Annotated in this window: 18 protein-coding genes; 8 read left to right on the top strand and 10 right to left on the bottom strand. The window is 66.7% G+C overall.

Going from position 1 to position 20,674, the window contains the following annotated elements; translation table 11 throughout:
* Positions 1–165 precede the first annotated feature (165 nt).
* On the bottom strand, positions 166–1,698 hold the full coding sequence (locus FHY55_RS09540) for a peroxidase family protein (protein ID WP_140013972.1): 1,533 nt from the start codon (positions 1,696–1,698) through the stop codon (positions 166–168).
* Between the two features lie 296 nt (positions 1,699–1,994).
* Between FHY55_RS09540 and FHY55_RS20495 the strand changes: the two genes are divergently transcribed.
* The 5 genes from FHY55_RS20495 to FHY55_RS09520 all read left to right on the top strand — a co-directional run bounded on the left by FHY55_RS20495 (position 1,995) and on the right by FHY55_RS09520 (position 5,278).
* Complete coding sequence (locus tag FHY55_RS20495) at positions 1,995–2,147, top strand: hypothetical protein (protein WP_168222898.1); 153 nt, start codon at positions 1,995–1,997, stop codon at positions 2,145–2,147.
* Positions 2,148–2,361: 214 nt separating this feature from the next.
* Positions 2,362–3,405, top strand: a complete 1,044-nt coding sequence (locus FHY55_RS09535) for a flagellar motor switch protein FliG (RefSeq protein WP_140016065.1) — start codon at positions 2,362–2,364, stop codon at positions 3,403–3,405.
* Between the two features lie 105 nt (positions 3,406–3,510).
* Positions 3,511–4,398 carry a lysophospholipid acyltransferase family protein gene (locus FHY55_RS09530; protein ID WP_140013971.1) on the top strand — a complete coding sequence of 296 codons (888 nt, stop codon included), beginning with the start codon at positions 3,511–3,513 and terminating at the stop codon, positions 4,396–4,398.
* Between the two features lie 72 nt (positions 4,399–4,470).
* Positions 4,471–4,908 carry an OsmC family protein gene (locus FHY55_RS09525; RefSeq protein ID WP_140013970.1) on the top strand — a complete coding sequence of 146 codons (438 nt, stop codon included), beginning with the start codon at positions 4,471–4,473 and terminating at the stop codon, positions 4,906–4,908.
* A gap of 103 nt (positions 4,909–5,011) precedes the next feature.
* Positions 5,012–5,278 (top strand): hypothetical protein, encoded by a 267-nt coding sequence (locus tag FHY55_RS09520; protein ID WP_140013969.1) that lies wholly within the window; start codon positions 5,012–5,014, stop codon positions 5,276–5,278.
* Between the two features lie 18 nt (positions 5,279–5,296).
* Here the strand turns inward: FHY55_RS09520 and FHY55_RS09515 are convergent, their stop codons facing one another.
* On the bottom strand, positions 5,297–5,611 hold the full coding sequence (locus FHY55_RS09515) for a hypothetical protein (protein WP_140013968.1): 315 nt from the start codon (positions 5,609–5,611) through the stop codon (positions 5,297–5,299).
* A gap of 184 nt (positions 5,612–5,795) precedes the next feature.
* Here FHY55_RS09515 and FHY55_RS09510 point away from each other — a divergent pair, with 184 nt between their 5' ends.
* Positions 5,796–6,482 (top strand): M48 family metallopeptidase, encoded by a 687-nt coding sequence (locus FHY55_RS09510; RefSeq protein ID WP_140013967.1) that lies wholly within the window; start codon positions 5,796–5,798, stop codon positions 6,480–6,482.
* Between the two features lie 80 nt (positions 6,483–6,562).
* On the opposite strand, the gene FHY55_RS09505 is transcribed toward FHY55_RS09510, so the two are convergent.
* The 6 genes from FHY55_RS09505 to FHY55_RS09485 form a co-directional block, all read right to left on the bottom strand.
* Positions 6,563–7,105: an RSP_2648 family PIN domain-containing protein gene (locus FHY55_RS09505; protein WP_140013966.1), complete on the bottom strand. Its 543-nt coding sequence runs from the start codon at positions 7,103–7,105 to the stop codon at positions 6,563–6,565.
* Positions 7,102–8,307: an RSP_2647 family RNA methyltransferase gene (locus tag FHY55_RS09500; protein ID WP_140013965.1), complete on the bottom strand. Its 1,206-nt coding sequence runs from the start codon at positions 8,305–8,307 to the stop codon at positions 7,102–7,104. The genes FHY55_RS09505 and FHY55_RS09500 overlap by 4 nt, the downstream gene beginning before the upstream one ends.
* A 68-nt stretch (positions 8,308–8,375) precedes the next feature.
* Positions 8,376–8,516, bottom strand: a complete 141-nt coding sequence (locus tag FHY55_RS20490) for a hypothetical protein (RefSeq protein ID WP_168222967.1) — start codon at positions 8,514–8,516, stop codon at positions 8,376–8,378.
* A gap of 173 nt (positions 8,517–8,689) precedes the next feature.
* Positions 8,690–9,298, bottom strand: a complete 609-nt coding sequence (locus FHY55_RS09495; protein ID WP_140013964.1) for a DUF6778 family protein — start codon at positions 9,296–9,298, stop codon at positions 8,690–8,692.
* A 170-nt stretch (positions 9,299–9,468) separates the two neighbouring features.
* Complete coding sequence (locus FHY55_RS09490; protein WP_140013963.1) at positions 9,469–12,129, bottom strand: CHAT domain-containing tetratricopeptide repeat protein; 2,661 nt, start codon at positions 12,127–12,129, stop codon at positions 9,469–9,471.
* The gene (locus FHY55_RS09485) at positions 12,126–14,807 is read right to left on the bottom strand and encodes a CHAT domain-containing tetratricopeptide repeat protein (RefSeq protein ID WP_140013962.1); all 2,682 of its coding nucleotides are present in this window, start codon (positions 14,805–14,807) and stop codon (positions 12,126–12,128) included. The genes FHY55_RS09490 and FHY55_RS09485 overlap by 4 nt, the downstream gene beginning before the upstream one ends.
* Before the next feature lie 142 nt (positions 14,808–14,949).
* Between FHY55_RS09485 and edd the strand changes: the two genes are divergently transcribed.
* Both edd and eda read left to right on the top strand, forming a co-directional pair.
* The gene (gene edd, locus FHY55_RS09480; RefSeq protein ID WP_140013961.1) at positions 14,950–16,755 is read left to right on the top strand and encodes a phosphogluconate dehydratase; all 1,806 of its coding nucleotides are present in this window, start codon (positions 14,950–14,952) and stop codon (positions 16,753–16,755) included.
* Between the two features lie 18 nt (positions 16,756–16,773).
* Entirely contained in the window at positions 16,774–17,415 is a 642-nt protein-coding gene (gene eda, locus FHY55_RS09475; protein WP_140013960.1) for a bifunctional 4-hydroxy-2-oxoglutarate aldolase/2-dehydro-3-deoxy-phosphogluconate aldolase, read from the top strand.
* 152 nt (positions 17,416–17,567) lie between these two features.
* Here the strand turns inward: eda and FHY55_RS09470 are convergent, their stop codons facing one another.
* Both FHY55_RS09470 and FHY55_RS09465 read right to left on the bottom strand, forming a co-directional pair.
* Complete coding sequence (locus FHY55_RS09470; RefSeq protein ID WP_140013959.1) at positions 17,568–17,846, bottom strand: hypothetical protein; 279 nt, start codon at positions 17,844–17,846, stop codon at positions 17,568–17,570.
* Positions 17,846–20,620 (bottom strand): glutamine-synthetase adenylyltransferase, encoded by a 2,775-nt coding sequence (locus FHY55_RS09465; RefSeq protein ID WP_140013958.1) that lies wholly within the window; start codon positions 20,618–20,620, stop codon positions 17,846–17,848. The genes FHY55_RS09470 and FHY55_RS09465 overlap by 1 nt, the downstream gene beginning before the upstream one ends.
* Between the last annotated feature and the right edge of the window lie 54 nt (positions 20,621–20,674).

Raw genomic sequence — 20,674 nt, 5'->3', positions numbered from 1 at the left:
TCTTCGCCCCCTCATCGCCCGTGGCCCCAACCACCGCGAAGACGCCTCGAAGGGCGGATGAGCGCGCCCCGAACAGAAAAGGCCCGCCCCGCAAGGGACGGACCTTCCCCGGAAAGACCCGGGCCACCACGCCTCCGGGCTTTCCTGCCTGGTGAGGGGAAAGGGTTAAACGCCGCTCACCGGCTGTCCGGAAATCCGCAGGATCGCCTGAAGGCCCCAGTCGGGATTGTCCTGCTTGTCGCCGTCGGTCAGCATGCCGCTGGCCAGCTCCTTCTCAGGGCTCCAGCCCGGATCGACATTGACATAGGCCTTCGGGTCGCCCTTCAGCAGCCCGGCGAACACCGCGCAAACGATGGTCGAGCCAAGCCGCCCCAGCCGGGCGCCGCCCTGCCCTTCGGCCTCCTTCAGGATGTAATACCAAAGCGCGGCAGGCTCCTCCTCGCTGAGGTTGACCGTCACCGGCACATTCAACTTGGCCGCCACGTCAGGGCCCGAGGGCAACTCCATCATCACGCCGCGGATCAGGTTGCGCGCCGCCAGTTTGTTGGCCACGCTGGCCGGGTCGCCATCGTCCTCGCCGAGGAACAGCAGCGCATTGGCCAGCTTGGTGTCGATCTTCCGGGCCATCTGCGGAAAGAAATCCGCCTCATTGCCCATGTCGAAGAACCAGTCCCATTGCACCGTCGTCACCGGCTTGCGTGGGCCAAAGCCGCGCAGATCGGGCTCATCCGCCCCGGGGCCGGAGGTGGTGTTGTTGAACAACGCCACCCGCTCCAACTGGTTGTGGGTGAAGTTGGTCTGATAGCCGTTGCGCACCATCGAGTGCCCAAAGCGATAGGCCGCCACCGAAAATTCCAGCGGCATGAAGGGGTTGTATTCCCAGTTGTAAACATCCTTCAGCCCGAGCTGCCACTGCACCCGCCCGTCCTTGCCTTTGTCCTTCTGCAGCGCGGTGTCCACCACCTCGTCGATGCAGATCCGGCGGACGAAATCCTCCCACACGCAATGCTGATAAAGCCACGTCAGCACACGCCGCGCCTCCATGAAGGGGTTTGCCTTGCCTGCGGCGATGGCGCGGTCCACCAACGCGTTGTGGGCGGTCAGAAAGGCGAGTTGGATCTGGCTGACAATAGCATTCTCGTCATTACGCATGTCGCCGATGATCGCGCGTCCGTTAGGGTTGCGCGGCAAGTCGGCCAAGGGCTGGCCTTCGATAGACCCGATCAGAAAGCGCTCGGAGTTGGGCACTTTTCTCGAAGGATCATTCGGGTCTTCCGTCAGCTCATACATATACGGCTGGTCATGCGGCCCCGAGCCATAGACGCAATCGAGGTCCAGCCGCGGCGTGCGAAAGTTGTCGAGCCCCTCAGGGTCTGTCAGCTCAACGCCCAAAGGCGTCGGGTCGAAGGTGATGTCATGGTCAACGAATTGGCCGAAGTAGGTGTAACCCGCCGGGATACCCGAGCTGAACTCGGCCTCCAGCTCATCGTCGATCTCAATAGCCTCTCCCGGGCTCATACCGGGGCGCTCGGTCATGTGCTCGTTGGCGAAAGCGACGAAGTGTGCCTCGATTTGTTCGGGCGGCACACCGGGCGGCACCCATGGGGTAAGACCGGGGCAAATCCGCCCGAACCGCCCCTTGTAGAGCTTCGAGCGCGGGGCAAATGCAGGGCGGGCGGGGCCTTTGGCGTGTGACATTGCTATAGTCCTCCAATGTGTCGGCCGCAGTTGGGCACGAACGGTGTGATGCGGCACCGGGTGGAAAATCTCGGGGGAAGAGGCGGCCCTGCCTTGGGGCTGGCATGCCGTCCACCCGGTGCCTGTAAGAGGGGTGCGCCACAGGTGACGCCGCGGCAATCAAGGCCATTGGCATTTCACGGCCTTGCACCGGACCATTCACGTTTCCGTAACGGAAAGGGTTTTGCAGCCCCGGCGCTTTGTCGGAATCGCCGCCCGTGATAGGCTCATCCCCGCAAACCGGAGGAATGAGACCGATGAAGACGAAGACAGCCCTCGCCGCCCTCGCGCTGGCCCTCTCTCCCGCCCTCGCCTATGCCGAATGCTCCAGCCAGCACGTGCGCATGTCCTGCGCCGACGGCAAAGTCTGGGATGACAAGACAGCAAGCTGCATCACGCCCACCGGCTGATCACACCGTCTTGCCCTGCACCGGGGCACTGAAACTCCGGTTCGGGTAACCCCGCCTTAAGCCTCCCGCCGCTATGCTCGCTCAACGTGAACCATGCGGAAGGCGCGAGGCGCTGATGTCCACTTCTCTCTCCCCGCTCCCCGGCGGGCTTGGTGGTTTTGACACCGACCTGCCCGGCAGCAGCGCAACCTCCGGCGGGGTTTCTCTTCCGGCCATGGCGGGCGGCAGCGATGCCGCGCGTTCCGGCTCCGCTCGTCGGCTCACCCGCCGTGAAAAAGCCGCCGTCATCGTGCGCCTTCTGGTCAATGGCGGCGCCAAATTGCCGCTCGCCGAATGGCCCGACGGCATGCAAACCGAGCTCACCCGCGCCATGGGCAAGCTGCGCATGATTGATCGCGACACGCTGGCCGAGGTCATCGAAGAGTTCGAGGCCGAACTTGACCGTGTCGGCCTGTGCTTTCCCGGCGCCATGGAGGGGGCACTCGGCCTGCTTGATGGCCATATCTCCCCGATCACCTCCGCCCGGCTGCGCCGTGAAGCCGGGGTGGCCGCCAAGGGCGACCCGTGGGAGCGGATCTCGGGCCTCGATGCCGAAAAGCTCTTGCCCGTGCTGGAAGAAGAGAGCGTCGAGGTTGGCGCCGTCATGCTGGCCAAGCTGCCCACCGGTCGCGCCGCCGAACTCCTCGGAAAGCTGCCGGGCGACAAGGCCCGCCGGATCACCCACGCCATGTCCCGCACCGGCCGCGTCGGCCCCGAAACCGTCGCCCGCATCGGCCTCACCCTCGCCGCCCAGTTCGATGCCCAGCCCGTCATGGCCTTCGATGGCGGCCCGGTGGAGCGTGTGGCCGCCGTGCTCAACTTCTCCCCCTCCGCCACCCGCGACGACGTGCTCAAGGGGCTGGAGGAAGAAGACTCTGAGTTTGCCGATCAGGTGAAAAAGGCCATCTTCACCTTCGTCAACATCGCCGACCGTCTCGCCGCCCGCGATGTCCCCAAGATCACCCGCGGCATTGAACAGGCGGTTCTCGTCACCGCGCTCGCCGCCGCCAGTGGCGAGGCCGAGCGCTCCCGTGACCACATCCTCGAGAATATCTCCAAACGCATGGCCGAGGGGCTGCGCGAAGAAATGGCAGAACTCGGCAAGGTCAAGGAAAAGGACGGCGAAGAGGCGATGACGGCGGTCGTCGCCGAGATCCGCCGCCTGGAGGCCGATGGCGAGCTTATCCTCGTCTCCCCCGACGACGCTGAGGAGGACTAGGCCAACCGCCGCCCTGCGCCGCCCGCACCAGCCTGCCGATGTGCAGCCCCCTTCCCTTCCGGCGACCTCGCAGCTAACCCTATCCCACCACCGGGAGAGAGCCGCATGGCCGCCACAACAGATGATGACCCACCGCCCAAGGGCTCGGCGGCCGACTGGCTGACCGACAAGATCCTGCGCGGCTTCATCGGCTCTGCCCGCCTGCTGCCCTACCCGGCCCGCATCCGCACCTTCGGCAAGCTCACCCGCAATGTCATCGCGCCGCTGGCAGGCTACGGCAAACGCGCGCGCGACAACCTCGCCATGGTCTGGCCCGACATGGAGCCACCCGCTCGCGCCGCCCTTGCGGCCAAGGTCTGCGAAAACGCGGGACGCGTGCTGATGGAGAATTACTCCAACCCAACCTTCTTCGCCCGCGCCGCCAGCTTTTCCCTCTCCGGCCCCGGCCTGCCCGCGCTGGAAGAGGCCCGCGCCACGGGCCGCGCGGTGATCGCCGTCACCGGCCACTTCGGCAACTACGAGGCCGCGCGCGCCAAGCTGAACACCAGCGGCTACCACTTCGGCGGCCTCTACCGCCCCATGGCCAACGCCTTCTTCAACCAGCACTACGTCGCCACGATGGAAGCGGTGGGCCGCCCCGTCTTCCCGCAGGGGCGCAAGGGCACAATGGCCTTCATCCGCCACCTGAAAGCCGGCGGCATGCTCATCATCCTGCATGACGTCAACACATGGCGCGGCGAGGTGATCGACTTCATGGGCCACCCCGCACGCACCGCCACCTCCGCCGCCGAAATGGCCCTGCGCTATGACGCGCTCATGCTGCCGCTCTACGCCACCCGGCTGAACGGCGGGCTCGATTACGCCGTCGAGGTCGAAGAGCCAATCCCCCACACCGACGCCCGCACCATGACAGAGGCCGCCACCCGCAGCCTTGAAGCCCGGGTCGAAGCCGACCCCGACCAATGGTTCTGGATTCACCGCCGCTGGAAATGAGCCTGCACCCGCGCGGAACATCCCCCGCGCTGCCACGTTGAGCGGTCTGAACATCCAAAAACGGAGGCAGACATGATCAATCGCAAGGCTTCGGCCCATTGGAGCGGCAACATCAAAGAGGGCAAAGGCACCATCTCCACCGAGTCCGGCGCCCTCTCCTCACAGCCCTACGGCTTCAACACCCGTTTTGAGGACGCCCCCGGCACCAACCCCGAAGAGCTGATCGGCGCAGCCCACGCGGGCTGCTTCACCATGGCACTTTCCAAGATCCTGGTCGACCAGACCGGCAAAGAAGCCGAGTCGCTCGACACAACCGCCACTGTGTCGATGGACAAGGAAGGCGAAGGCTTCGCCGTCAAGAAGATCCACCTCAAACTCAAGGGCAATGTCCCCGGGATCGACTCCGACGCCTTCATGGCCGCTGCCGAAACCGCCAAGGCCAACTGCCCGCTCTCCAAACTGCTGGAAGGCGGCGCAGAAATCACGATGGACGCCGAATTCGAAGGCTAGTGCTCAACAGCACATCCGGGCTACCCCTTACCGGGCGGCCCGAGCCCACCCCGCCATCCCAGAGGAAACCGCGATTTACCCAACAGCCCTCGTCTACGCCGCCGTGCTCACCGGCCTCATGCTCGCCGGTCTCTGGCAGGACGGGGGCAGCTACGGCGTCGGCAACCATTGGGCTTGGTTCGGCACCCCGCTCGACCGGCTGATCCAGACCCTCGGCCTGCCGGGCCTGCTGGCGCTCTGCCTGCCGGTCGCGCTCGTGGCCGTGGTGGCGCTCCTGCGCTCCGACTACCTCTGGGTGGTCTATCTGGTGGTGGCCTGCGTCGCGCTGGCCAGCGTTACCTACGTCTTCGTCCTAATGGCGCTCGACTGAGCGCTCGCCCGCCGGGCCCTACAAATAAAGCCCCACGAGCCAAGCCATCGACGCAAGCCAGGCCACGCCCAGCACGCGGCCAGCAAAGAGGCAGGCGCGTGTCTGGCCCGGGGCAAACACGCTCTGCTGCGCGCAAAGCAGCGCCGGGATTCCAAAGAAAAAACCGAAGGCGAGCGCATAAAGCGCTGGCTCGGCCCCGCCTCCCTCGCCCAGATGCAGCCCGGTGGCCATAACGGCCGTGGCAAAGATCAGCGCGGCAAGCGCCAAGGCGGCCCGGCCGGCCATCGGGCGCCAAACGGGCATGGCAGAAAAACTGTGGGTATGGTCGGTCATATGCATTGTGGCAGCTCCGAATAGCAGGGTCGAAAAAGGTCTTGGTCGCAGTCTAATGCCGCTCAAGATGGGCACGCCCCCGCGTCATCGCAACGCCGTGAACAGCATTTTCACGTTTCCTGCCGCAATTTCACGCAGCCCTGCCCGCTTTCCCTCGCCCCCATCGCGCCCCATATAAGGGAGGATGCTCAAGCTCACCCCCATCCTCCTCGCCCTCGCCTACGGGCTGATCCTCTGGCGCTTCTCCGCCTGGCGCACAGCGCGTCAGCTCGATGCCCAAAGCAGCCCGCTCGACGATCCGGCGATGGAAAAGCTCACCGCCCGCATGGCCCGCGCTCTCGATTTGCCACGCCTGCGCGTGCACATCTTCGAAACCCCCGCCATCAACGGCCTCGCCGCGCCAGATGGCCGGATCTTCATCACCCGCGGCTTTCACACCGCGCTGAAGCAAGGCGCGGTCACCGAGCAAGAACTGGCCTCTGTCATCGCCCATGAACTGGGCCACGTCGCCCTCGGCCACTCCCGCCGCCGGATGATCGACTTTTCCGGGCAAAACGCCCTGCGCGTCGGCCTCGCGATGGTGCTCAACCGCATCCTCCCCGGCATCGGCGCCGCCATCGCCTCGGGCCTCACCTCCATGCTCATGGCCCGCCTGTCGCGCGCCGACGAGTTCGAAGCCGACGCCTACGCCTCGGCCCTGCTCACTAAATCCGGCATCGGAACCGCGCCGCAAAAATCCCTCTTCGCCAAGCTCGACAAACTCACCGGCGCAGGCGGGGCCAAAACCCCGGCATGGTTCCTCAGCCACCCACCGGCTGCCAAACGCATCGCGGCCATCGAAGCAAACGAGAAGAAGTGGAGCGGCGCCTGAACGCGCAACCTGCTCATTTTCTTGCTGAAAATACCCATACACGAGGCCGCCACGGGCGTGGCATCACCAAGGCGCAGCAGCTATCGAGCCAGCGCCTTCCCAAGCCGCGGCAGCCGCGCCTTCTTCATCAGCGCCCGCATCTCCCAAGACTCGCCCGAAAGCCGCTCCGCCTCCGCCCGCACGGCCTCGGCCACCGCCCCCATGCGCGCCGGATCGGCCTCGGCAAAGCCCAGCAAAAGCCCGTCCGGGTCCGCCCGCATCAGCCCCTCCTCGGCCAGCACGTTGCGCGGAAAATCCTTGGCGTTCATCGTCACGATGCCATCGGCAGAGCCTGCGACAGCAGCGGCCAGCACATGCACATCCGCCGGATCAGGCAACCAAAGCCGCGCCTCCAGCCCCGGCTCCACCTTCACCTCCGCGCGCGGCCATGCCGCCTGAAGCAGCGCCGCCTCGCCCTCCGCCTGCACCTGCGCCGCAGGCCCGAGCTTGAGCGCCGCCCGCCGCCATTCTTCTAGGATCCGCGCCGACCACATCGGGGTGAAAAATCCCGCCTTCGCCGCACCCAGCAGCATCTCCCGCATCACCGTGGGAAAGATCACGCAGGTGTCGAGGCACAGTTTCACGCGGTCAGCCGGTAGGTCAGCGCTTTGAGGTAGCCCGATTCCGCCAGTTGCGGCAGCGTGGGGTGGTCGGCTGCGGCATAGCCCGTGCGCAAAAGCTGCGCCGCCCGCCCGGCTCGGCCAATGCCCCGTGCGCAGGAATTGCCAAACTTGGTCACATCAGCGGCGTGGGAGCAGGAACACAGCGTCAGATACCCGCCCGGCGCCACCAGCGGAGCCGCCAACCGCGCCACCCGTTCATAGGCCCGCAGCCCCTGCGCCAGCGCCTTTTTCGAGGGGGCAAAGGCGGGCGGATCGCAGATCACCACGTCAAACTGCGCGCCCTCGCCCGCAAGGGCTTCCAGCACCGCAAAGGCATCGCCCCGGCGGGTCTCGAAACGCTCCGCCATGCCGCCTTCCGCCGCGCCAGCCTCGGCCAGCGCCAATGCAGGCTCCGAGCCGTCCACCGCCAGCGCATGATCCGCTCCACCCGCCAGCGCGGCGAGGGCAAAGCCGCCCACGTGGCTGAACACATCCAGCACCCGTGCCCCCTTCGCCAAATTGGCGGTGAAGGCATGGCTGTCTCGCTGATCGTAAAACAGGCCGGTCTTCTGCCCGCCCATCAGGTCGGCCATATAGGTTGCGCCGTTCATTGGCACCGGCACCGGCGCGCCCGGGGCCTCGCCTCGGGCCACGTCCAGCACTTCTGGCAGGCCTTCAAACTTCCGCGCCCGTCCCATGCCATTGCGAATGATGGTTGTCGCCCCCGTCACCTCGCACAGAGCCTCCGCCAGCACCTCAAAGAGCCGGTCCGCCCAAGCCGCGTTGGGCTGCACCACAAGCGTGTCTCCAAACCGGTCAATCACCACACCCGGCAACCCATCGGCCTCGGCGTGGACAAGCCGGTAGAATGGTGCATCAAACAGCCTCTCCCGCAGATCAAGCGCGGCCTTGATCCGGGCGGCAAACCAAGCGGCATCAATCGTCGCGCCGCAATCCCGGTCAAGCACCCGCGCGGCAATCCGGCTCTCCGGCGTCACCGCCACCAGCGCCATTGGGGTGCGCTCAGCATCCTCGAGCACCGCAAGGCTGCCAGCGGGCAGCGCCTTGGTGCGCCGATCCAGCACAAGCGCATCGCTATAGGCCCAGGGGTGGCCATGGCGAATGGCGCGGGCATCGGCCTTGGGTTTCAGGCGAATGGCGGGGAGGGTTTGGGCATCACTCATGCCGCCTCACCTATCCGGTCAGGCGGCTGTGGAAAAGCGAAACTGTGGAAAGGCGCCAGCCCGCAGGCTCAGCGATAACTCCCGGTCGACCAGACAACAGCACTGGCGTCAAACTGCTGCACCGTCACCAGATCCGCCGGGGCCGGAGAACAGGCCGACAGCGCTGCAAAAGCCAGAGCGATCAGGGAGATCCTCGTTTTCGTCATCATCGGTCTTATCCTTTTCGGGCGCCTGTGCCGGGCCCTTGCTGCTCGCTCCCGTTATAGCGGGGCGAGCGCCCGGTGGGAGTTTGTCTCATATATCCGCACCAATTGCTTACCTTAGGGTAACCTCGGTGCAACACCGGCGGCATTCCGCTGCCGCCGGGGTCAGCGTCTTGGGTTCAGCCCTCCACCGCGCGGGCCGAAAGCTCGGCGGCAAAGGTGTTAGCCAGATGTTGGGTGATCCGCACTTTCTGCCCCAATCCCTGCGCTTCCATAGCGATGGCCTTCGAGCCGCCATAGGCCTTGAGATCGGCGGTTTCGATCCGGGCATCCACCACTTCCCCGGTTTCCGGGTCCAGCAGGATCAGTTTGAACTTGATCGAATGCACACCGCCAATGGTGTAACGGGTCTTTTCGGTCAGCGAATGAAAGCGCAGCACTTCCACCTGCACATCCACCGGGCGGCCTTGCTTGAGCTTCGAGCGGCTGCGCCCGATCGCTTCTTCAAAGATCGCCTCAACCTGCTCCCAGCGATTGCCCGGCGCATCCCCGCGCCAGACAATGTCGGCATTCGGGTAGTAGGTGTTGGCCTCCGAAACCCGCAGCGTGGTGGGCACGCGCACATCGACGCGGCGAATGGTAAAGGGCTGCGTCCTCTCTGGCTGAGCGGCCCCGGCGGCACCAAGCGGTGCATCGCGGGTGGCGAGCGGGGCGCTTGCGTTCACGGTACAGCCGGCCACGGCCACCAGAGTGGCGACGAGGGCGGCGCTTTTCATCAGTCTCATCATGGTCATATCCTCCGGGCCTTTTTCGGCTCTCGTGGGCTGTCTGATCTCTTCGTCCACCAAGCAGGCACGCAGAATGCGGCGAGAATGAGAAAATTTTCGTAGTATTGTGCGCGTTTAGGCAACAACCGCGCATCGCACGGCGAAAATCGCGCCACTGGTGCACGCGCGCCTCAGCCGGGATCGCCCACCAGAATGAACGGGGCCCAATAGGCAGGGTGGCTCCACTTCGGCTGCTCCATCAGCGCCAGCGAGGCCTGCCGCTGGGCCTGCGCGGCCGTCAGCGCCGGGTCAGCGGCGCGGCGGGCAAAGATGTCTGTCATCAGCGCCACGGCGCTCTGGCTCTCCACCGGCCAATGGCTCACCAGCAAGGCACGCGCGCCCGCATAGAAGAAGCCCTGCGCCAGCCCCGAAAGCGCCTCGCCGCCCGGCTCTCCGCCCACGGCGGTGTTGCAAGCCGAAAGCACAACCCAATCGGCGTTCAGCTTCAGCCGGGCGATCTCGGACACCTTCAAAAACCCGTCTTCCGCCCCGCCGGGGGTGAGCGCCAAGGCTGGCTCATCCAGCACCGCGCCGCCCACCGCATCACCCGCCATCAGCCCGTGGGTTGCAAAGTAGAGCACCCGAAACCGGTCCAGCGCCCCGGCCTTTACCGCCGCTTCGCTGGCCGCCGCCGCCTCCAGCACCGCGCCATCGCCCGCCTGCACCGCACTGGCCACCGCACGCACCTCGCCCGCCGTCTCCGGCAGCGGTGCAAGCCCCGAGCGCAGCGCCGCCATGCGGGCATTGCTCGCCGGGGCTTTTGCGCCGTAGTTGGGATTGGCCACGCCAAGGAAAGGCTCGGGCGCGCGCCCCGCTTCGGCCCCCAAGGCCGAGATCCGCAGCGACAAAACCGAGGGGATCACCGTCACCGCGTGATGGCGCAGCAGCCAATCCGCCCCGGCAAGGCCCCCGTCCGTCTCCGAGCGCAGCATAAGCTGCGGCGGCAGCGAAGAGATTGGGCCGCGCAACTCCACATAGAGGTGGTCCATCCCCTCCAGCGCCTCCGCCACCTGCCCAAAGGTCAGCGCGTAAAGCGCGGCGGCGGCGGCATTGTCAAACTCCTGCGGGGCCTCGCCGCTGGCAGCGCTCAGCGAAACCGCCGCCCGCACCCCGATCTTCAGCTCAATCCCCGCCCGCACCCGCTCCACCAGAGCCGCCAGTTCCTCATGGCTCGCAGGCACCTCGGCCCAGGCCGCGCTGTCGCGACTGACAATCACGATGCGGCTCGAGACGCCCGGCTTGCTTGCCGTGTCGATGATCACCACCGCCTCGCCGGGTTTGAGCTGCGCGCGCACCGCCTCCGCGCGCGCCGCTTCGCCCGCACGCAAACCATTCAGCCAGCGGTCACGGCCCGCCAATTCGGCCTGCAACGTCTCCATCTCTGCGATGGTGGCGGCCAGTTCGGCCTGCATGGCCTCCAGCCGGGCAGGCTCGCGGTCCTCCAGCGGCAGGCCGGAGTAGTCGAGCAGCGCAGCCTGAAGCTCGTTGCGGCGGCGAATGTTGTCCGTGTAACGCCGCGCGGCATCCCCCACGCCCTCCCGGCTCAACTCCAGCCGCTGGCCAAGCAACCGCGTGCTGCTGGAGGCCACCGAAAAATAGCTGGACTGCGCCACCTCAAAGGCCTCTTCGGCGGCCTCCTCCGCAGTCATCGCCCCGGCCTCCTCGGCGGCGGCCAAAGCATCAAACCACGGGCTCGCCATCGACGTGCCGATCTCTGCCGACCAGCGCCCAAGCTCCAGCGCCCGCGCCCAGCGCCCCTGCTCGTTGGCCAGCGTGGCGGCCCAAGCCAGCGGCTCGGAAAGCGACGGATGGGTGCGGCCCAACGTTTCTTCCATGTTGGCCAGCACCGTGTCGAGCAAGCCGACGCCTATGTCGTAATACTGCGCCCCCGGCCCCTCGCGGGTCAGCAGGAGCGCGATCATGGCATTGGCCTCATTGGTCTGGCGGCTCTTCGCGCCATAAAGCGCCTCGGCCAGTTCAGCGCTTTCCAGCAAAACCTCAGCAGCCACATCGAAATACCGCAACTGCGCAGCCAGCCGCCCCCCCTTGTAGAGCACGGTTTGCAACACAGGGTGCTTGTTTCCAAAGGCGGCACGGGTTGCCACAACCGCCTCCACATAAAGCTGGAGAGCCTCGTCATAGCGCCCCAGTTGTTCAGCCATCCGGGCCGCATGGCTGTAGGCGTTTGCCCGGTGCCGCCCCGCCCTGACGCCGCTGGCGCCCTCCAAGGCCTCGGCCACGGCCCTGAACTCCTCCATCGCCGCCTCAAACTTCCCGGTCCGCTCCATCAGCCCGGCAACGTTGGAGCGAAAGAACAGCGTGGTCACATGGTCCGGTCCCCAATGGCCTTGCGCAAATTCCAGGGCTTCGAGGGCATAGGGCATCGCCTCGCCAGCGCGGCGGGAGTTCGAGAGTGCCATCGCAAGGTTCATCCGGGCACGCTGGGCCTGCGGATGGTTGCGCCCATGGTGCGTTACCCAAAGGTCGAGCACGCGGCGGGTCATCTCCAACGACTCTTTCCTGCGCCCGACACGTTCAAGGATATTGCCAACCAGCGCGTGGTTCAGCAGCGCCCGCTCGGAATAGGTGCCATAGGCCGCCTCCAGCGCGCGTTGCAGCGCCTCGGCAGCGGGCAGCGCCTCCTCAATACGACCTTGAGAGTAAAGCTCAAACAGCGCCTCTTCATCGGCGTCTGCCGCGATCTGTTCTGTGGTCTTCCCCCTGTCCTGGGCAACACCCGGGCTGGCAAGGGCGAGAGAGAGCGCAAGAAGGATCAGGCGAAGGCAGCTCATCGGTCCGGGTCTCCCACAAGGATGAACGGGGCCCAATAGGCCGGGTGGCGCCACTCTGCGCGCGGCCCGTCGATCATCGCCAACATCGCCTGCCGCTGGGCTTCCGCGGCAGAAAGCTCCGGGTCGGCGGCGCGGCGGGCAAAGATATCGGTCATCAGGCTCACCGCGCTCTGGCTCTCCACCGGCCAATGGCTGACCAGCAGCGCCCGCGCCCCGGCATAGAGGAAGGCCTGCGCCAAGCCAGACAGCGCTTCAGCATCCGGCGTCTCGCCCACCGCCGTGTTGCAAGCACTCAGCACCACCCAGTCGGGGTTCATCCTCAGCAGCGCAATTTCGCTGGCCGTCAGCAGCCCGTCCTCGCCACCGCCCGGGGTAAGCGCCAGCGCGGGCTCTTCCACCACGCTCTCCTTCACCTCATCGCCTGAAACAAGCCCATGCGTGGCAAAGTACAGCACCCTGAAGCGCTCCAGATCAGCCGCCTTCACCGCTGCCTCGCTTGCCGCTCCCTGTTGCAGCACGGCCCCCTCGCCCGCACCCATCGAGCCCGCCACATCGCGCACCTCTTCAAAGGTTTCCGGCAGCGGTGCCAGCGCCCCGCCCCGGTTGGAAGAGGCCTGCACCGGGGCGCTGCCGCTTGGGTCGAAGTCCGGGTTGGCGATCCCGAGGATCGGCTCAGACGCCCGCGGCTTGCCCGCAGCAATCTCCATCGCCTTCAATGCGAAGACCGAGGGCACAACGGTAATCGCATGGTGGCGGATCAACCAATCCGCCTCTTCCATGCTGGCCGCCTCGTTGCGCACCATCAGATGCGGCGGAATCGCCGTTAGCGGCCCGCGCAGCTCTACGTATAGATGGGTCTTGCCCTCAATCAGGTCCGCGATTTGCCCAAAGGTCTGCGCATAAAGGTAATGCGCCGCCTCCAGCGGAAACTCTGGCGCGGGGCCACCTGCGCCCTTCAGGGCAGTCGCCGCACGCACGCCAAGCCGGTTGTCCACCGCCGCGCGCAGATCGGCCACAGCGGCGGCCAAGGCGGTTGGCTCCACCGGCATCGGCAGCCAATAGGTGGTTTCGTCGGTGATGACGAAGACAAAGTCGTAATCCCCGTCACGCTCACCGATATCAAACAGGATGATCGCCTCATCGGGGCCGAGCAGCGCGCGCAACTCATCGCTCTCCGCCAACCCATCGTTGATCAGCGCGGTAAAATCCGGCGCGGTCTTGTGCAACTCCTCGGTCAGCCGCTTCTGCGTCAGGCTCACCTCCGAAAGGTCGGCCTTCAGCGCCACCTCCCGGGCATAATCCCGCTGCCCCGCAGGCAGCCGCAGCAGCGCGGCATATTCGGCCTGAAGTGCCGCCTCCCGATCCACCGCATCGGTGATCGCCCGGTGCAGCTTGGCCGCCGGGCTGTCCCCGAGGCTGACCCGCGCCGCCATCTGCTCCAGCGCATGGCCCGCATCCGTCACCCCCGAGCGCTGCGCGATCCGCAAGGCATCCGGCACGATCTCGCGCCACGGCTTCGCCTTCGCCACCCCGGCCCCGTCGAGCACCCGCACCAGCGTGTTGCGGCTCGCATGGCCCAGCTTCTCGGCCCTCAGCACCGCATCCATCGCGCCCAGCCAATCCTCCAGATCCATCCGCACGGCGGCAAGGTTCAGCAACGTGCGCCCCCACCCCTCATGACGAAAGCCCTCGCCCCTCGGTTTGGGCAGGGTCGCCTCAAACATCGCATCCGCCCGCTCCAGCATCTCCACACCCTTGTGGAAGGCCTCCGAGCCGAACTCCTGATAGAGCCACCAGATCGCATCGTAAGAGAGCGCCGTGGCCAGCATCGGGCTGTCGCCATACTCCGCCACGATCTTTGGCATCACCTGCGCGATGGTCGCATGCATCCCCTCTGTATCGCCCGCAAACATCTTGAGCTTGGCCAGCTCCAGCGTCATCGCCAGCACCCCGGCATCATCATCGCCCCAAAACGCCCGCCGCCGCTCCAGCGCATCGGCCATTGCAGCCACGGCCTCCTCGTCGCGCCCCAGCACCTCCAGCGAAAACGCCCGCTTCTCGGCAAAGCTCATGGCCGAAAGCTGCAACCCGTTCGTGCCCCCCGGAACGCCCTCTGCAATCGCCCGGTCCAGCCCCTCGAGCGAGCGCGCCCAGAGCGCCTCGGCATCGGCATGCAGCCCCAGATCGGCCATGATATCAGCCAGCTCACCGCGCCAGACATTGGCGACGAAGTCATCATCGCCGTGGATCTGCTCGGCCACGCTCACCGCTTCAATCGCCAATGGCAGCGCCTCGCGCCTTGCGCCGGTATCAGCCAGCAGCTTGGCCAGCCCCATCTGCGCAATCGCGTGCAACGGGCTGTAAACCGACGATACCTCGCGAAACCGGGCCAACACATCGCGCCGCAGGGCAACCGCCTCGTCCCAGCGCTTCTGCATCGCCAGCACCCCGGCCACGTCGCCCTCGATGCTCAATCTCGCCGGATGGTTGGCAGGCATTCTCTCGCCCATGCTGGCCACCACCTGCCGAAACCGCGCCTCCGCCTCGGCAAAGTCCTTCTGGCGGATCGCATCCTGCCCGGCGTCATAAGCCGCCTGCTCCTCAGCGGTCAGATCATAGGATTGCGCGCCCACCGGCAGGGCAAAGAGCAGAAAGAATGCGGTAATCAAAAATCTCATGGTTGAAATATCCGGCCCGCGCGCTCCATGGTCAAAGGAAATTGCATGACAAATCAGGTCATAACGGGCACAGATTGCCCCGTTAGCGCTAACACGCTAGACTGACACCACGCAGAATCGCCAAGCCCCCGGAGGCCAGCCCGTGCCGCTCAATCCTACCATCGCCGCAGTCACCGACCGTATCATTGCCCGCTCCCGCGACGCGCGCTCCGCCTATCTTGAGCGGATCGGCAAAGCCGCCGACGCCGGGCCGGTGCGGGCGCATCTCTCCTGCTCCAATCAGGCCCACGCCTATGCGCCGATGGGCCAGGATCAATCGGCTCTGGCGGGCGGCACCGCGCCCAACATCGGCATCGTCACCGCCTATAATGACATGCTCTCGGCCCACCAGCCCTTCGAGCGCTTCCCCGATCTCATCCGCGAGGCCGCACGCGCCAAGGGCGCCACCGCGCAGGTGGCCGGCGGTGTGCCCGCCATGTGCGATGGCGTCACCCAAGGCCAGCCCGGCATGGAGCTCTCGCTGTTTTCGCGCGACGTGATCGCTTTGGCCGCCGGGGTCAGCCTCAGCCACAACTGCTTTGACAGCGCAATCTACCTCGGCGTCTGCGACAAGATCGTGCCCGGCCTCATCATCGCCGCCGCCACCTTCGGCCACATCCCGGCAATCTTCCTCCCCGCCGGCCCGATGACCTCGGGCCTGCCCAATGACGAAAAGGCCAAGGTCCGCCAGCAGTTCGCCACCGGCGAGGTGGGCCGCGACAAGCTGATGGAGGCCGAGATGGCCTCCTACCACGGCCCCGGCACCTGCACCTTCTACGGCACCGCCAATACCAACCAAATGCTGATGGAGTTCATGGGCCTCCACCTGCCCGGCGCGAGCTTCGTCAACCCCAACACCCCCCTGCGCGACGCGCTGACGGTGGCGGGCACCGAGCGCGCACTGGAGATCACGGCGGCAGGGAATGATTATCGCCCCGCCGGGCAAATCCTTGACGAAAAAGCCTTCGTCAACGGCATCGTCGGCCTCATGGCCACCGGCGGCTCCACCAATCTCGTGCTCCACCTGCCCGCCATGGCGCGGGCCGCAGGCGTGCTCCTCGACCTTCAGGATTTCTCGGACATCTCCGAAACCATCCCGCTGATGGCCAAGGTCTACCCCAACGGCCTGGCCGACGTGAACCACTTCCACGCCGCCGGGGGCCTGCAATACCTCATCCGCCAGCTGCTCTCCGAGGGCCTGCTGCATGACGATACGCTCACGGTCGCGGGCGAAGGCCTCGGCAGCTACACCGAAGAACCCAAGCTGGTGGATGGCGCGCTGAAGTGGCAGCCCGCCGCCGAAGAAAGCCAGAACGAAAAGATCCTCCGCCCCGCCACCGATCCCTTCCAAAAGACCGGCGGGTTGAAAGAGCTGAAAGGCTCGCTGGGCCGCGGCGTGATGAAGGTCTCCGCCGTCGCCCCCGAGCGCCACGTGATCGAGGCCAAGGCCCGCGTCTTCAACGACCAGCACGACGTGAAAAAAGCCTTCCAGGCCGGCGAGTTCACCGAAGACACCGTGGTCATCGTCCGCTTCCAGGGCCCCAAGGCCAACGGCATGCCCGAGTTGCACAGCCTCACCCCGCCCCTCGCCGTGCTGCAAGATCGCGGGCTGAAGGTGGCGCTAGTCACCGATGGCCGCATGTCCGGCGCCTCCGGTAAGGTGCCCGCCGCCATCCATGTCACCCCCGAGGCCGCAATGGGCGGTCCGATCGGCAAGGTGCAGGATGGCGACCTCGTTCGCGTTGACGCCACCGCCGGAACGCTCGATATTCTCGCCGAAGGATGGGAGGCCCGCACCCCGGTGCAGCCCGACCTCACCGCCAATAAATACGGGATCGGCCGCGAGATGTTCGAGGCCTTCCGCCAAACCGTCGGCACCTCCGACGAAGGCGCCGCTGTCGTCGTCTGACACTTGAAGGATCACATCATGAATGCCGCCGAAGCCTCTGTGAAAACAAAAGAAATCTGCACCCTGGCGCCCGTGGTTCCGGTGCTGGTGGTCGATGACGCCGCCCATGCCGCCCCGCTCGCCAAGGCACTGGTCGCAGGCGGCCTGCCCGCGCTTGAAGTCACCCTGCGCACCCCCGCCGCGCTCGACGTGATCCGCGCCATGAGCGAGGTCGAAGGCGGCGTCGTGGGTGCTGGCACCCTGCTCACCCCCGAAGACGTCAAAAACGCCGTCGCCGCAGGGGCCAAGTTCGGCGTCAGCCCCGGCGCAACCGACACGCTGCTCCAAGCCTGCGAAGACGAGGGCCTGCCCCTCCTCCCCGGCGCCGCCACCGCCACCGAGGCCATGGCCCTGCTGGAGCGCGGCTATACCGCGATGAAGTTCTTCCCCGCCGAAGCCTCAGGCGGCGCCCCCGCGCTCAAGGCCATCGGCGCTCCGATCCCGCAGATCAGCTTCTGCCCCACCGGCGGCGTCAGCCTGAAAAACGCCAACGACTACCTGAGCCTGTCCAACGTGATGTGCGTCGGCGGCAGCTGGGTGGCTCCCGGCGACAAGGTCAAATCCGGCGATTGGGCGGGCATCACCGCACTGGCAAAAGAGGCCGCTGCGCTCCCGCGCTGACCTGAGGAGCAGCGCGCAACTGCTTCATTTTTTTGCTGAAAATATCCATTGCGCACCCACCACCGGCGCCCCGCCAAATGCGGGGCACACCGGGCCGATGAGGCGTAGCCGAAGCGGCCCATCTGCCGAGCGCAGCGAGGCCCCCAAGAGCTCTAATCGCGCCGCCCGCGCCATCCTCCGCGCCGCTTCGGCGTCATATCGGCCTCCATCGCCTCCTTCAGCACAACCGACATCGGATGCTCCGGCGCGCTGCGCCCGTAATGCTCATAGAGCGAGCTTAGCGCCATGCTCTGCTCGGTCTCATCCGGCAGGCTGAGCGCCCAATCCAGAAAGATGCTCCGGGCCTCGCCGGGGCCAACACCCTCCATCCGATAGGCCTCGCGGATCAGCCCCTTGTGGTCAAAGCGCGCGGTATCGTCGATCTGTGCCATCAGCCTTCCTTTCCGGCGCCATCCAGCGCCCGTTCAATCACCTCTGCCGCCGCTGCGGCGGCTTCATCCATGCGGCCCGCAAGCGCCTCAACCGGCTCCACCCCGGTCTCGCGGGCCAGCAATGCGCGCGCGCCCTCGCCCATGCCCTCCACCTCCAGCGGCCCTTCGCTGAGCAGCCTTGCACAGCCCTGCACCTGCTGCATCAAGGCATAGGAGCGGGCCAAAACATCGGTGCCGTCGCAAAGCGCGCCCGCCGCAAGTTGGTCCGCCAACCGCCGCGCGGGCACCCCGCCCAGCAAGGCCGCCGCCTGCGCCGCGAGTTCGATGTCCTGCATCCGCCCGGGGCCAATCTTGGCCTCCAGCCCGCCTTCGGGGCGCTTGGCCTCAAAGATCCGCGCCCGCATCTCGGCCACATCGGCCAGCACCTTGGCCCGGTCGTGGCGGGCGGCCAAAACTTCGCAACGCACCGCCTCCACCTCGCCCGCCAACACCTCCGCGCCGCAAATCACCCGCGCCCGCGTGAGCGCCAGATGCTCCCATGTCCACGCTTCCTTGCGCTGATAGGCGGCAAAGGCGGCCAGAGAGGTCGCCACCGGCCCCGAGTTGCCCGAGGGCCGCAGCCGCATATCCACTTCATACAACCGCCCTTCGGCCATCAGCGCGGTGAGCGCCGTCACCAGCGCCTTGGTCAGCCGCGCATACCACGCCCCTGCGGTAAGGGGGCGCTTGCCCTCGCTCGCCTCCACACCGGCCGCGTCGTAGATGACGATCAGGTCGAGGTCCGAGCGGGCATTGAGCCAACCCGCCCCAAGCGAGCCCATGCCCAGCACCACAGCGCCCCGTCCCGGTGCTGGCCCATGCCGCCTTGCGTGCTCGGCCTCCACCACTGGATAAACCGCGCGCAGCACCGCTTCGGCCAGCAGCGCATATTGCTGCCCTGCCACCAGCGCCGAGGCATGGCCGCGCAGCAAATGCACCCCAATCCGAAAATGCCACTCCTTCGCCCAGCGCCGCGCGGTGTCGAGCTTGCCCTCATAATCCCCGGCCCGCGCCATCTCTTCGCGCAGCGCCGCGTCAAGCACCTCCACACCCGGCCAATCGGCAAAGAAATCGCCGCCAATCACCGCATCCAGCACGCCCGCGTTCCGGCTGAGGTATTCCGCCAGCTCCGGCGCGGTGGCGCAGATATCCACGATCAGCCCCAAGAGCTGCGGGTTGGAGGCGAAAAGCGAGAAAATCTGCACCCCCGCTGGCAGGCCCCGCAAGAAGCCGTCAAAGGCCCCCAGCGCCTCCTCCGGCTTCGCCGCGCCGCCCAGCTGGGTCATCAGCTCCGGGCGAATCCGGGCAAAGAGCTCACCCGCGCGGGTCGAGCGAAAGGCCGCATAGCCCTGCCAGCGCGCCATGATCTCGCGCGCGCCCTCGCTCCACTCCGGCTCCCCCTCGCCCTTACGCTTCTTTCCCGGTGCAAAGAAGCCCTCGGCCAGCGTTGCCACCCGCTCCAGCCGCTCTTCCAGCCGCGCCCGAAAGGCCTCTGTGTCCCCCTCGCCCGCCAGCCGCGCCACCCGCTCAATGCCCTCGGCATCCTTGGGCAGCGCATGGGTCTGTTGGTCGTGCACCATCTGAATCCGATGCTCCAACTCCCGGTGCGCCCGGTAATCCTCGGCCAGTTGCGCCGCCTCGGCCTCGCCAACCCAACCCTTCTCCGCCAGCCGCGCCAGCCCGTCCACCGTGCCGCGCACCCTCAGTTCCGGGTCGCGCCCGCCCGCAATGATCTGCCGGGTCTGGGTGAAAAACTCGATCTCCCGAATGCCGCCACGCCCCAGCTTCAGGTCGCGCCCCTCCAGCGCCGTGCCGTACAGCCCCTTATGCTCGCGGATCGCCAAACGCATGTCATGGGCGTCCTGAATGGCGGCAAAGTCGAGGTGCTTGCGCCAGATGAAGGGCCTCAGCCGCTCCAGATAGCCCGCCCCCGCCTCCAGATCCCCCGCGCAAACCCGCGCCTTGATATGCGCCGCCCGCTCCCATGTGCGCCCAAGGCTCTCATAATAACGCTCTGCGGCTTCCATGCTCAGGCACACCGGCGTCACGCTCGGATCGGGCCTGAGCCGCAGATCGGTGCGGAAGACATAGCCCTCCGCCGTGTTGTCACTCAGCGTCTTGGCCGCCTCGCGGGTGGCTCGCACGAGGCTGGTGCGCAGCTCATGAAAGTCCCGCTCCGGCCAGCGATCCTGATCGAACAGCACGATGAGGTCGATGTCCGAGGAATAGTTCAGCTCATGCGCGCCCATCTTGCCCATGGCCAGCACGAAGATACCGCAGAGGTCGTCATCCACATCGCCCGGCTCCAGCGCCGACTTGCGCCGCGCCGCTTCCCGCTCCAACGCCCGCCGCCAAGCCAGTTGCACGGCGCAGTCAGCCAGCTCGGTGAGCGCGCCTGTCACCTTCTCCAGCGGCCAGACCCCGCCCAGATCGGCCAGCGCCGTGAACAGTGCCAACCGCCGCTTTGCCACCCGCAGCGCCACCGCCACGTCCCCCTCTGCGGCAGCTGCGGCGAGCACCCCCGGCACCACCTGATCCACCGGCGCGGCCAGCGCCGTTTCCAGCCATTCGGCCTCCTTGCCGATCAACCCGGCGAGATACGGGGCCGAGCCCGCCGCGCCGCCGATCAACTCGGCCACCTGCCCCGTCGCCCAGCCTGCCGCCTCCCGCGCGGTGGCAGCGGCGCCTTGGTCAACGGCAATCGGCAAACGGGTGATCTGGCTGGCAAATGTCATGCCGCCTTCATCCCCCGCCCGCGCCCTCCGGTCAACGCCTCTTGCCCCTGCCGG

The sequence above is a fragment of the Oceanicola sp. D3 genome (assembly GCF_006351965.1).
In the GTDB taxonomy this organism is placed as follows: Bacteria; Pseudomonadota; Alphaproteobacteria; order Rhodobacterales; family Rhodobacteraceae; genus Vannielia.
The sequence above is the reverse complement of the archived record's forward strand: the minus strand, read 5'-3'. Positions and strand labels throughout refer to the sequence as shown.